Below are 12,261 nucleotides of genomic sequence, written 5' to 3'. Positions count from 1 at the left end.
TATCACCTGTACTCTGAGTTAATGCGGGCCAGTTTGCGCCCTATGTTACCAGAAGCGTCGCGATCTGCGCCTACTTCCATTCGTCATCGAGGGTCAGGGTCAGGACGCGCTCATCGCGCAGTTGCCGGAACCAGCTGGCCGATTTTTTAGGGCGTCGGGCGCGGTTATCCGCCAGATCGATCTCAATCAGGCCGTAGCGGTTCTTGAAGGCGTTCATCGGCGAGACGTTATCGGTAAAGGCCCACAGCATGTAGCCGTGGCAGTTCGCCCCCTCCTCCCGCGCCAGCAGGGCATAATAGAGATGCTCGCTGATAAAGTTGATGCGGTAGGTGTCCTCGATGATGCCGTCGCGGTTGCGGTACTGGGCTTCGTTTTCGACCCCCATCCCGCTTTCGGCCACAAACCAGTCGATATTGCGATAGTCGTTTTTGATCCGCATCGCCATGTCGTAAATGATGCGCGGGGCGATCTCCCAGCCGCGGGAGGGGTTCATCCGCCGCCCCGGCAGTTCAAATGGCTCGTAGTAGTACGCCGGGTGGAACGGCGTTTCCGGGTGCCAGGCCCGGGACGGAGCCTTCACCCGATGCGGGTAATAGAGGTTGATACCCAGCTCGTCGACGGTGTTGTCGGCAATCAGCGCCAGCTCCTCAGGTGTGTAGTCCCACGGCACCTGATGTTTTTCCAGCAGGGTGAACAGCTCCTGCGGGTAGTGGCCGTGGACCAGCGGATCGAGGAACACCCGGTTGTAGAACAGATCGTAGATCTCCGCGGCCTTCAGGTCATGGGCCGCGCGCGAGCGGGGATACGTCACTTCCGGGTTGAGAATGCAGCCCACGCTGCCGCTGTAGCCCTTCTCGCGGAACAGCTTCACCACCTTCGCCGTCGCCAGCACTTTGTGGTGATTCCACTGCATCCAGGTGCCGGTGTTCTGCTCGTAAGGCCAGCGCAGGGCATCGAGGTAAACCCGGGTCTGGACCACAATCGGCTCGTTGAAGCTAAACCAGCGCTTCACCAGGTGGTGATAGCGGGCGAAGACCTGTTCGGCGTAGCGAACGAACAGCTCCACCACATGCTTCGACGCCCAGCCGCCGTAGGTTTCCAGCAGAGTGCCCGGCAGCTCGTAGTGCTCCAGGCAGATCATCGGCTCAATGCCCTGGCGGTGCATCTCGGCAAACAGGGCGTCGTAATAGGCGGCGTACTCCTCATCGACGGTGGCATTTTCATAGTCGGTGAGAAAACGCGACCAGTTGATGGAGGTGCGGTAGTGGGTCAGTCCGGCCTGCTTCATCAGCGCCACGTCTTCGCGGAAACGGTTGATGAAATCGGTAGCCACCGCCGGGCCGTAGCCGTTATGCCACACCTGACGATCGTGCTTGTACCAGAGATCGATCCACGAATCCTGCCCCGCTTTCTTGCCGCTCCAGCCTTCGGTCTGCCAGGCGGAAGCCGCGGCCCCGAGAATAAAGTCTCCGGGGATAGTCATCTGTTTAATGCTCATACGTTATTCGTCGCCTCCTGATTGGCGGCCTGCATTGCGGCCTGTTCAGCCCGGCGTGAAGCGATCTTCACAAACGGCAGGTAGATAAGCACAGCCGTAATGATGCAGACAAACTGGGTGACCACCGCGCCCATCGAGCCCGCAGTAGAGAGCCAGGCGTTGATCAGCGGCGGCGTGGTCCAGGGCACCATCACCACCGCTTTACCGGCAAAACCGGTGACGGTGGCGAAGTAGCCGATGGAGCCGGTGACTAATGGGGTGATGATGAACGGGATCGCCAGTATCGGGTTCAGCATGATTGGCATACCGAAGATCACCGGCTCGTTGATGTTGAAGATCCCCGGGCCGATGGAGAGCTTGGCGATCTCCTTCATCTCTTTGCGTTTGGTGCCGATCATCACCGCAATCAGCAGGCCGATGGTCAGACCCGAGCCGCCGATGCTCATGTACACGTCCCAGAACGGCATGGTGATGATGTTCGGGATCTCTTTCCCCTGCTCAAAGGCGCTCATGTTGACGGTGATCGCCCCCAGCAGCAGCGGCTCGCGGATCGGTTTGATCATCTGATTGCCGTGGATCCCGATCACCCAGAACAGCTGGGCGACGAACATCAGCAGCAGGATCCCCGGCAGGCTTTGCACGACACGCTCCAGTGGCTGTTGCACCACCTGGTAGACCGCATCGTAGAGGTACATGCCGGTGACCTGATGGAACACAAAGCCGAAGGTAGCGATAAGGGTAGTGGTTATGATCGCCGGGATCAGCGCCGAGAACGAGGCCGACACGTTCGGCGGCACGGTGTCAGGCATGCGGATTTTCAGCCCCGGACGCCCCTCCAGCCAGCAGTAGATCTCTACCGACAGGATGGCGATAAACATGCCGAGGAACAGGCTGCGGGTATCGGAGAACTGACGCAGGAGCACATCTTTCACCATGTGCATTTCGCCATCGACCATCATCTCGACGGTCGTCGGCGTGACGCAGATAAAGCAGATCACCGCCAGCAGCCCCGGGAACAGGGACTTAATGCCGTTGATACGCCCCAGCTCGATACCGATCAGGAACACGGCCCCGATATTGAGGAAGTTCAGCGTGGCGTAGTTCAGGGCGCTGGTGATCGGCTTCAGCGTGGCGAGAAACGACAGAGACTGAAAGCTGGCGAGGCCGTTTTTCGGATCCAGCACCATATTGGAGATTAGCACCGAAAATGCGCCCACGATGATGACCGGCATTAAGGTGATGAAGGCGGACTTTATCGCCATGATATAGCGATAACTGTTGAACCTGGTGGCGAAACTGCCCAGAGAGTTGATCAGTTTTTCCTGTAATGCCATGGGGTAATACCTCAGTAAAAGGGCCTTTATTGGGATAAGGTGTACAGCCGGCTTCTATTGGCATACCAAAAATAGCTTCCAGTCACGATTTGTTCTGTGATTAAGCTCTCAACGCGGCAAGAGGTATCCCAGAGTGTGATTTATAATCACTTTGGTATGCCACTTTTGCCTGACCCACCACCCGTTACCAGAAAGCGTGATCCTGAGGGGGTTTTGCCTCTCCCGCCCGGCTTATGCCCCTGAACGTCTGTGATAAACTTGCGGGCATAACGTGGAAGCAGGAAGAGCAAATGGCAACAATGCTGGATGTCTCGCTGCGCGCGGGCGTGTCGAAAGCCACGGTGTCGCGCGTACTGAACGGCACAGGTCAGGTCAAAGAGAGTACCCGTCAGCAGGTGTTTAACGCGATGGAAGAGCTGGGCTATCGCCCCAATTTTCTGGCGCGATCGCTGGCGAACCGGACCAGCAACAGCATTGGTCTGGTGGTGTCGACCTTTGACGGTTTTTACTTTGGTCGCCTGCTACAGCAGGCCTCCCGTCAGACCGAAACGCACGGCAAGCAGCTGATCGTCACCGACGGTCACGATACCCCGGAGCGGGAAGAGGAAGCGGTGCAGATGCTGGCGGATCGCCAGTGCGATGCCATCGTGCTTTACACCCGCTACATGAGCGAAAAAGCGATCATGAAGTTGATCAACAGCGTGAAGATGCCGCTTATCGTGATCAACCGTGACGTCAGCCAGGCCCGGGAGCGCTGCGTGTTCTTCGAGCAGCAGGAAGCGGCCTTCAGCGCCGTGGAGTACCTGATAAGCCAGGGGCACCGGGAGATCGCCTGTATGACGGTGCCGATCCACACCCCCACCGGCAAGGCGCGCCTCACCGGCTACCGCAAGGCGCTGGAGAAGCACGGTATTCCCTGGGATGAGAGTCGGGTGAAGTATGGCGATTCGGGAATGACCCGCGGATATGAGCTGTGTCAGGAGTTGCTGCACGACAAGGTGCCGTTCAGCGCCCTGTTTGCCTGTAATGACGATATGGCGCTGGGCGCCTCGAAGGCGCTGCATCAGGCCGGGCTGCACATTCCGCAGGACGTGTCGCTGTTCGGTTTTGATGACGCGCCCTGCGCGAAGTGGCTGGAGCCGGCGCTCTCTACGGTCTATCTGCCGATCGACAACATGATCACCACCGCTATCGATCAGGCGATCCGGCTGGCGAAAAACGAGCCGATCGAAGCGATCCCGCCCTTTACCGGCACGCTGGTGTTACGCGATTCGGTGGCGACGGGACCCTGGTGCGATCAGAACAGTTCGAGGGCGAGTAGTTCCTGAATGGTCTGGCGACGGCGAATCAGTCGCGCCGCGCCTTTATCAAACAGCACTTCCGGCAGCAGCGGACGGCTGTTGTAGTTCGAGGACATGGACGCGCCGTACGCGCCGGTATCGTGCAGCACCAGATAATCCCCCGGTACCACCTGCGGCAGGGCGCGGGTTTCCACTTTCCCGCCCTCCTGCTGGGTGAAGACATCCCCGGACTCGCACAGCGGGCCGGCCACCACCGTCTCCACCACGGGGGCCTGGGTTAAATCCCGGCCGTCCGCCGCGAGGGCGGTAATGTGGTGATAGCTGCCGTACATGGACGGACGCATTAGATCGTTAAAGCCCGCGTCGATCAGCACGAAGTGACGGCTCCCCATCGCCTTCACGCTGCGCACCTGCGCCACCAGCACGCCGGACTCCGCCACCAGGAAACGTCCCGGCTCGATCTCCAGCTTCACCGGATGGCCCAGATGGGCGGCAATTTTGTCCCGCGCGCCGTTCCACAGGCCGTAGTAGTGATCGGTGTCGATCGCCTCTTCCCCTTCGCGATACGGGATCGATAAGCCACCGCCCGCGGAGATCGCCTCCAGATCCTGACCAAACTCGATCACCTGGCGCACCATCGCCCCGCACACCTGCTCAAGATGACCGTAGTCCACGCCCGATCCGATGTGCATGTGGATCCCCACCAGCTTCAGGTTATAGCGTTGCAGGACGGTCAGGGCCGCAGGCAGATCGCTATACCAGATGCCGTGTTTGCTGTTTTCGCCGCCGGTGTTGGTCTTCTGGCTGTGGCCGTGACCAAAGCCCGGATTAACGCGCAACCAGACGCGATGGCCCGGCGACACCTGACCCAGCTGCTCCAGCATATCCACCGAACCGGCGTTAACCGGGATCTGCAGCTCATGCACCCGCGCCAGAGTGGCGCTGTCGATCAGGTCGGCGGTAAAGACGATGGAGTCGCGGTCAGCCTTTGGATCGTAACCCGCCGCCAGCGCACGCTCGATCTCACCCAGCGACACGGAGTCAACCTTCACGCCCTGCTCGCGCATCAGGCGCAGAATATGGATGTTGGAGCAGGCTTTCTGGGCAAAACGCACCACGTCAAACTGATGCAGGGCGGCAATTTTGTCGCGGATAATCTGCGCGTCATAAACCCAGACCGGGCAGCCAAACTCCGCAGGCAGGCGCAGCAAATTGTCGGCGTTCAGATCGGTATCGGTGTTGTTCAGCGGGCGTGGCATGGTCTTCTCCGGGAAAGCAATTTTTACTGATTACGCCACAGCCCGAAGAGAATAAAAAATATCGTTTTATCGCCAGTCTATGCAAAAATGATATGGATAACGTGCTGAAACAGGTTACCTCCCATGCCCGCTGTAAACCTCCGTCATATTGAGATTTTCCACGCCGTGATGACCGCCGGAAACCTAACCGAAGCCGCCCGCCTGCTGCACACCTCCCAGCCGACGGTGAGCCGCGAGCTGGCGCGCTTCGAGAAGGTGATCGGCCTGACGCTGTTCGAGCGCACCCGCGGGCGGCTGCACCCCACGGTGCAGGGGCTGCGGCTGTTCGAGGAGGTGCAGCGATCCTGGTACGGGCTGGACCGCATCGTCAGCGCCGCCGACAGCCTGCGCGAGTTTCGACAGGGCGAGCTGTCCATCGTCTGCCTGCCGGTCTTCTCCCAGTCGTTTTTGCCCGCCCTGCTACAGCCGTTTCTCGCCCGCTACCCGGACGTGAACCTGACCATCGTCCCGCAGGAGTCGCCCCTGCTGGAGGAGTGGCTCTCGGCCCAGCGCCACGATCTTGGCCTGACCGAGACCCTCGCCACCCCGGCGGGCACCGCCCGTCACGAGCTGCTGTCGCTGGATGAGGTGTGCGTCCTGCCCGCCGGGCATCGGCTTGCTGAAAAAGCGGTGCTGACTCCGGCCGATTTTCAGGGCGAGAACTACATCAGCCTGTCGCGCACCGACAGCTACCGGCAGTTGCTCGATACGCTGTTTGCCGAGCATCAGGTGAAACGACGGATGGTGGTGGAGACCCACAGCGCGGCGTCGATCTGCGCGATGGTGCGGGCGGGTGTGGGGATTTCGGTAGTGAATCCGCTGACGGCGCTGGATTATGCCGACAGCGGAATTGCGATCCGTCGCTTCAGCATTTCGGTGCCCTTTACGGTGAGCCTAATCAGGCCGCTGCACCGCCCGGCCTCGGCGCTGGTGGATACCTTCAGCGCCCACCTGCAACAGGGGCTGGGCGCTTTTGTTGATCCGCTGGAGCGGCTTTTAACCTCGCCCGTTACGAAAGCATAAACGCCACCGCATCGGCGGCGTGGATCGCGGCGGTATCAAACACCGGGATCGGGCTTTCTTCCGCCGGGATCAGCAGGCCAATCTCGGTGCAGCCAAAGATCACCCCCTCCGCCCCCTGTTCGGCGAGCGTCTGGATCACGCTCAGGTAGTACTGACGTGAGGCCTCGCTAAAGGTGCCGAGGCACAGCTCTTCAAAGATGATCTGATTGATGCGGGCCCGATCCGCCTCCTCCGGGATCAGGCTCTCAATACCGTACTGCGCCGTCAGCCGCCCGCGGTAGAAATCCTGCTCCATGGTGTAGCGGGTGCCGAGCAGCGCCACGCGGGTCATGCCCGCCGCAGTAATGGCCCGCCCGGTAGCATCGGCAATATGCAGGAACGGCAGGGAGCAGCGGGTTTCAATCTGCGCCGCGACTTTGTGCATGGTGTTGGTGCAGAGCAGAATGGCCTCCGCCCCTGCCCCCTGTAATCCCAGCGCCGCATCGGCGAGGATCTCTCCGGCCTTCTCCCAGTCGCCGCTGGACTGGCAGGCTTCTATCTCATGAAAATCGACGCTGTGCAGCAGCAGGCTGGCCGAGTGCAATCCCCCCAGGCGCTGCTTCACCCCCTCGTTAATCAGACGATAATAGGGAATGGTGGACTCCCAGCTCATTCCCCCCAACAGGCCAATCGTTTTCATCGTGCTCTCCTTTACGGTTTTTCCCAGTGAAGCAAACTTGTGATCGAGTTTCCAGTTCTCTGGTTCCACATTTCCTTTTACCCGGCGCTGGGATAAATTAAATGAAACGATGTTTCACTATATAACAGGACATGAGCATGTTTATTTTCCACAAAGAGACCCAACTTGAAGACCTGGGCAACGGCGTTTCCCGCCGTATTCTGGCGCACGACGGCAAAATGATGGCGGTGGAAGTCAATTTTGAAGCGGGTGCCGTCGGTCCGATGCACAACCATCCGCACGAACAGTTGACCTATGTATTATCCGGCGAATTCGAATTCACCATCGGTGAAGAGAAGCATGTCGTCACCGCCGGGGATACCCTGTATAAGCAGCCACATATTATGCACGGCTGCGTTTGCCTGAAGCCGGGCACCCTGCTGGATACCTTTACCCCGGTTCGGGAAGACTTCCTGAAATAAACCACAAGGCGATGCACCGGCATCGCCTTTTTTCCGCCCTCTCGATGTTACATTTTTGCTACAAATATTAGTAGTTTGTCTCTACCGATGAAAATTCCCAGAATAGGTGAGCAAAGTCCGCTGTTTAGCAGGTTTTTTCTCATCGTCTTTCCCCGCAAGTCGATAAAAATGCCATCCATCTCACCTTATTGAAACGCTGTTTCGACCGCGATCACATTTCCACTATTTATCGAATGACGTGGATTTAAATCACAATAAAATAAATTAAAACGTCGTTTTACAAATTGAAAACGGTGGTTCATAAGTTTTAAAAAATTGAAACAGCGGCCAGCAGCACCCGTACAGATTCCGTTTTAAACCATTAATTACCAGGTAGGTATGTATGAATGAAAACAAGATGTTGGGGCTGGCGTGGATATCACCCTACATAATTGGGTTGATACTTTTCACCGCCTTCCCCTTTGTTTCGTCTTTCTTCCTCAGTTTTACTGAGTACGATTTGATGAGCCCGCCGGTATTTAACGGCATAGAAAACTATCGCTACATGTTTACGGAAGATACCCTCTTCTGGAAATCCATGGGCGTGACCTTTGCCTATGTCTTTTTAACCATCCCTTTGAAACTGGCCTTTGCGCTGGGTATTGCGTTCGTTCTGAACTTTAAACTGCGCGGCATCGGCTTCTTCCGTACCGCTTACTATATTCCGTCGATCCTCGGCAGCTCCGTGGCTATTGCCGTGCTGTGGCGCGCGCTGTTTGCGATTGATGGCCTGCTCAACAGCTTTATCGGCGTGTTTGGTTTTGACGCGGTGAACTGGCTTGGCGAACCTTCTCTGGCGCTGATGTCCGTGACCCTGCTGCGCGTCTGGCAGTTCGGCTCCGCGATGGTGATCTTCCTCGCCGCCCTGCAGAACGTCCCGCAGTCGCAGTATGAAGCGGCGATGATCGATGGCGCGTCCAAGTGGCAGATGTTCATGAAAGTGACCGTGCCGCTGATTACGCCGGTGATCTTCTTCAACTTCATCATGCAGACCACCCAGGCGTTCCAGGAATTTACCGGTCCGTATGTTATTACCGGCGGTGGACCAACCTACTCCACCTATCTGTTCTCGCTGTACATCTACGACACCGCATTCAAGTACTTTGACATGGGTTACGGCGCGGCACTGGCCTGGATCCTGTTCCTGGTCGTCGCGGTCTTCGCCGCTATCGCCTTTAAGTCTTCGAAATACTGGGTGTTCTACTCCGCCGATAAGGGAGGCAAAAATGGCTGATATTCAACAACTCTCCACGGCGAGAAGCGTCGCAGAACGTGAAGTGGCGCGGACGCTGCGTCGTGAAAAAATAAGCGCCAGCATTCGCTATGTGATCCTGCTGTTTGTTGGCCTGCTGATGCTCTATCCGCTGGTGTGGATGTTCTCGGCATCGTTCAAACCGAACCACGAGATCTTTACCACCCTGAGCCTGTGGCCAGCCCACGCGACCTGGGACGGCTTCATTAACGGCTGGAAAACCGGTACCGAGTACAACTTCGGTCATTACATGCTGAACACCTTCAAGTATGTGATCCCGAAAGTGATCCTGACCATTATCTCCTCCACCATCGTGGCGTACGGCTTTGCCCGCTTCGAGATCCCGTGGAAGAAGTTCTGGTTCGCCACGCTGATCACCACCATGTTGCTGCCAAGCACCGTGCTGCTGATCCCGCAGTACCTGATGTTCCGTGAAATGGGCATGCTGAACAGCTACATGCCACTGTACCTGCCGCTGGCCTTCGCCACCCAGGGGTTCTTCGTCTTCATGCTGATCCAGTTCCTGCGCGGCGTACCGCGTGACATGGAAGAGGCGGCGCAGATCGACGGCTGTAACTCCATTCAGGTGCTGTGGTACGTAGTGGTGCCTATCCTGAAGCCGGCCATCATCTCCGTGGCGCTGTTCCAGTTCATGTGGTCAATGAACGACTTTATCGGGCCGCTGATTTACGTCTACAGCGTGGATAAATACCCGATTGCACTGGCTCTGAAAATGTCCATCGACGTCACCGAAGGTGCGCCGTGGAACGAAATTCTGGCAATGGCGAGCATCTCCATTCTGCCATCCATCATTGTCTTCTTCCTGGCACAGCGCTACTTCGTACAGGGCGTAACCAGCAGCGGAATTAAAGGTTAAGAGGGAAATATCATGGCTGAAGTTATTTTCAACAAACTGGAAAAGGTTTACTCCAACGGCTTCAAAGCGGTACATGCTATCGACCTGAAAATCGCTGAAGGTGAATTCATGGTGATCGTCGGCCCATCCGGCTGCGCCAAGTCCACCACCCTGCGTATGCTGGCCGGTCTGGAGACTATCAGCGGCGGCGAAGTGCGTATCGGCGACAAGATCGTCAATAACCTCGCGCCAAAAGAGCGCGGGATTGCGATGGTGTTTCAGAACTATGCGCTCTATCCGCACATGACCGTGCGTGAAAACCTGGCCTTTGGCCTGAAGCTGAGCAAGCTGCCAAAAGCGCAGATTGAGGCTCAGGTGAATGAAGCGGCGAAAATCCTCGAGCTGGATGAGCTGCTGGACCGCCTGCCGCGCCAGCTCTCCGGCGGTCAGGCCCAGCGTGTGGCCGTAGGCCGTGCAATTGTGAAGAAGCCGGACGTGTTCCTGTTCGACGAACCGCTCTCTAACCTCGACGCCAAACTGCGTGCCTCGATGCGTATCCGTATTTCAGATCTGCACAAGCAGCTGAAGGCTTCCGGCAAACCGGCGACCACCGTCTACGTAACCCACGACCAGACCGAAGCCATGACCATGGGCGACCGCATCTGCGTGATGAAGCTCGGCCATATCATGCAGGTGGACACCCCGGACAACCTGTATCACAAACCGAAAAACATGTTCGTGGCTGGCTTTATCGGCTCGCCGGAGATGAACATCCGCGCCAGCAAGCTGGTGCAGCAGGACGGCCAGCTCTCTCTGACCATCGGCAACCAGACCATGCCGTTAAGCCCTGAGCTGAAAGCGAAAGTTGAAAGCTACGCCGACCAGGACATTTTCTACGGTATTCGCCCGGACTTTGTCTCGATCGCCGATGAGCCTTTCGCCCAGGGCTGCTGCAGCGGTGAGATGGTTCGTGCAGAAAACATGGGACATGAATTCTTTGTGTACCTGAAAGTTGGCGAGTATGAACTGACGGCCCGAATTCCTTCCGATGAAGCTAAGCCCATGATCAACAAGGGCCTTCACCGTAAGGTGTACTTCAAGTTTGATATGAATAAATGTCATATTTTTGACGCAAAAACTGAACAGAACATCTCTCTTTAATGGAGTTATAAAAATGAAAAAAGTGCTTTTAAGCGCCGTTATCTCCGCTACCTTTGGAATGAGTGCCCTACCCACTTTTGCTGCGGACAGCACCGATCTGCGTATGTCCTGGTGGGGCGGCAATGGCCGTCACCAGGTCACATTGAAGGCTCTGGAAGAGTTCCATAAACAGAACCCGGATATTAACGTGAAGTCGGAATACACCGGCTGGGACGGTCACCTGTCGCGTCTGACCACGCAGATTGCGGGCGGCACCGAGCCGGACGTGATGCAGACCAACTGGAACTGGCTGCCGATCTTCTCCAAAACCGGCGACGGCTTCTACGACCTGAACAAAATGAAGGACGTGATCGACCTGTCTCAGTTCGATCCGAAAGAGCTGCAGTCCACCACGGTGAACGGCAAGCTGAACGGGATCCCGATCTCCGTGACCGCACGCGTCTTCTACTTCAACGATGAAGCCTGGAAAAAAGCGGGCGTTGAATACCCGAAAACCTGGGATGAGCTGATGGCGGCGGGTAAAGCCTTCGAGAGCAAACTGGGCAAACAGTACTACCCGGTCGTGCTGGAGCACCAGGATACCCTGGCGCTGCTGAACTCTTACATGATCCAGAAGTACAACATCCCGGCGGTTGACGAGAAGGCGAAGAAATTCTCCTACAGCAAAGAGCAGTGGGTTGAGTTCTTCCAGACCTATAAAAAGCTGATCGACAGCCACGTGATGCCGGACACCAAGTACTATGCGTCCTTCGGTAAGAGCAACATGTACGAGATGAAGCCGTGGATCGAGGGTGAATGGGGCGGGACCTACATGTGGAACTCCACCATCAAGAAATACTCCGACAACCTGAAGCCACCAGCAAATCTGGAGCTGGGCAGCTACCCAATGCTGCCGGGTGCAACCGACGCGGGTCTGTTCTTTAAACCTGCCCAGATGCTCTCTATCGGTAAATCCACGAAGAACCCGGAAGCCGCAGCGAAAGTCATCAACTTCCTGCTGAACAGCAAAGAAGGCGTTGAGACCCTGGGCCTGGAGCGTGGCGTACCGCTGAGCAAAGTGGCGGTGAAATACCTGACCGAAGACGGCACCATCAAAGAGAACGATCCGGCGGTTGCGGGTCTGCGTCTGGCCCAGTCCCTGCCAGCCAAACTCTCCGTCTCGCCATACTTTGATGACCCGCAGATCGTGGCCCAGTTCGGTACCTCCCTGCAGTACATCGACTATGGTCAGAAAACCGTGGAAGAGACTGCCGCTGACTTCCAGCGTCAGGCTGAACGTATCCTGAAACGCGCAATGCGCTAATTATTTTAGATTATCAATACCCTACCGTTCTGCGGTGGGGTATTTTTTTATCTGAA

General features: G+C 57.0%; 11 protein-coding genes. 7 read left to right on the top strand and 4 right to left on the bottom strand.

The window, feature by feature from the left end:
- Positions 1–70: 70 nt before the first annotated feature.
- Together WFO70_RS15060 and WFO70_RS15055 are read right to left on the bottom strand one after the other, a co-directional pair.
- The gene (locus WFO70_RS15060; protein ID WP_337017150.1) at positions 71–1,498 is read right to left on the bottom strand and encodes a glycoside hydrolase family 1 protein; all 1,428 of its coding nucleotides are present in this window, start codon (positions 1,496–1,498) and stop codon (positions 71–73) included.
- Positions 1,495–2,832, bottom strand: coding sequence for a PTS sugar transporter subunit IIC (locus WFO70_RS15055; protein ID WP_337017146.1), 1,338 nt, complete (start codon positions 2,830–2,832; stop codon positions 1,495–1,497). The genes WFO70_RS15060 and WFO70_RS15055 overlap by 4 nt, the downstream gene beginning before the upstream one ends.
- A gap of 290 nt (positions 2,833–3,122) precedes the next feature.
- Here WFO70_RS15055 and WFO70_RS15050 point away from each other — a divergent pair, with 290 nt between their 5' ends.
- A complete protein-coding gene (locus WFO70_RS15050) occupies positions 3,123–4,160 on the top strand; it encodes a LacI family DNA-binding transcriptional regulator (protein ID WP_337017145.1) in 1,038 nt (345 codons plus the stop codon).
- Here WFO70_RS15050 and lysA read toward each other — a convergent pair.
- Positions 4,130–5,392, bottom strand: a complete 1,263-nt coding sequence (gene lysA / locus WFO70_RS15045; protein ID WP_337017143.1) for a diaminopimelate decarboxylase — start codon at positions 5,390–5,392, stop codon at positions 4,130–4,132. The genes WFO70_RS15050 and lysA overlap by 31 nt on opposite strands.
- Before the next feature lie 123 nt (positions 5,393–5,515).
- Between lysA and WFO70_RS15040 the strand changes: the two genes are divergently transcribed.
- On the top strand, positions 5,516–6,454 hold the full coding sequence (locus WFO70_RS15040; protein WP_337017141.1) for a LysR family transcriptional regulator: 939 nt from the start codon (positions 5,516–5,518) through the stop codon (positions 6,452–6,454).
- On the opposite strand, the gene WFO70_RS15035 is transcribed toward WFO70_RS15040, so the two are convergent.
- Positions 6,441–7,133, bottom strand: coding sequence for an aspartate/glutamate racemase (locus tag WFO70_RS15035; RefSeq protein ID WP_337017139.1), 693 nt, complete (start codon positions 7,131–7,133; stop codon positions 6,441–6,443). The two genes, WFO70_RS15040 and WFO70_RS15035, sit on opposite strands and share 14 nt — an antisense overlap.
- A gap of 137 nt (positions 7,134–7,270) precedes the next feature.
- Here WFO70_RS15035 and WFO70_RS15030 point away from each other — a divergent pair, with 137 nt between their 5' ends.
- The 5 genes from WFO70_RS15030 (at position 7,271) to WFO70_RS15010 (ending at position 12,205) form a co-directional block, all read left to right on the top strand.
- Positions 7,271–7,594 carry a cupin domain-containing protein gene (locus WFO70_RS15030; protein WP_337017137.1) on the top strand — a complete coding sequence of 108 codons (324 nt, stop codon included), beginning with the start codon at positions 7,271–7,273 and terminating at the stop codon, positions 7,592–7,594.
- A gap of 382 nt (positions 7,595–7,976) precedes the next feature.
- The gene (locus tag WFO70_RS15025; RefSeq protein WP_039029882.1) at positions 7,977–8,867 is read left to right on the top strand and encodes a carbohydrate ABC transporter permease; all 891 of its coding nucleotides are present in this window, start codon (positions 7,977–7,979) and stop codon (positions 8,865–8,867) included.
- Entirely contained in the window at positions 8,860–9,762 is a 903-nt protein-coding gene (locus tag WFO70_RS15020; protein ID WP_337017134.1) for a carbohydrate ABC transporter permease, read from the top strand. The genes WFO70_RS15025 and WFO70_RS15020 overlap by 8 nt, the downstream gene beginning before the upstream one ends.
- A 12-nt stretch (positions 9,763–9,774) precedes the next feature.
- Entirely contained in the window at positions 9,775–10,902 is a 1,128-nt protein-coding gene (locus WFO70_RS15015; RefSeq protein WP_337017132.1) for an ABC transporter ATP-binding protein, read from the top strand.
- A gap of 13 nt (positions 10,903–10,915) precedes the next feature.
- Positions 10,916–12,205, top strand: coding sequence for an ABC transporter substrate-binding protein (locus WFO70_RS15010; RefSeq protein WP_337017130.1), 1,290 nt, complete (start codon positions 10,916–10,918; stop codon positions 12,203–12,205).
- The last annotated feature ends 56 nt before the right edge of the window (positions 12,206–12,261 follow it).

The organism is Leclercia sp. AS011 (genome assembly GCF_037152535.1).
GTDB lineage: Bacteria > Pseudomonadota > Gammaproteobacteria > Enterobacterales > Enterobacteriaceae > Enterobacter.
This window is presented reverse-complemented; position numbering and strand designations above follow the sequence as displayed.

Coding starts and splice junctions, on each gene's coding strand:
- lysA (WP_337017143.1), bottom strand. CDS start 5,392: ATGCCACGCCCGCTGAACAACACCGATACCGATCTGAACGCCGACAAT.
- WFO70_RS15020 (WP_337017134.1), top strand. CDS start 8,860: ATGGCTGATATTCAACAACTCTCCACGGCGAGAAGCGTCGCAGAACGT.
- WFO70_RS15030 (WP_337017137.1), top strand. CDS start 7,271: ATGTTTATTTTCCACAAAGAGACCCAACTTGAAGACCTGGGCAACGGC.
- WFO70_RS15055 (WP_337017146.1), bottom strand. CDS start 2,832: ATGGCATTACAGGAAAAACTGATCAACTCTCTGGGCAGTTTCGCCACC.
- WFO70_RS15050 (WP_337017145.1), top strand. CDS start 3,123: ATGGCAACAATGCTGGATGTCTCGCTGCGCGCGGGCGTGTCGAAAGCC.
- WFO70_RS15040 (WP_337017141.1), top strand. CDS start 5,516: ATGCCCGCTGTAAACCTCCGTCATATTGAGATTTTCCACGCCGTGATG.
- WFO70_RS15060 (WP_337017150.1), bottom strand. CDS start 1,498: ATGAGCATTAAACAGATGACTATCCCCGGAGACTTTATTCTCGGGGCC.
- WFO70_RS15025 (WP_039029882.1), top strand. CDS start 7,977: ATGAATGAAAACAAGATGTTGGGGCTGGCGTGGATATCACCCTACATA.
- WFO70_RS15015 (WP_337017132.1), top strand. CDS start 9,775: ATGGCTGAAGTTATTTTCAACAAACTGGAAAAGGTTTACTCCAACGGC.
- WFO70_RS15035 (WP_337017139.1), bottom strand. CDS start 7,133: ATGAAAACGATTGGCCTGTTGGGGGGAATGAGCTGGGAGTCCACCATT.
- WFO70_RS15010 (WP_337017130.1), top strand. CDS start 10,916: ATGAAAAAAGTGCTTTTAAGCGCCGTTATCTCCGCTACCTTTGGAATG.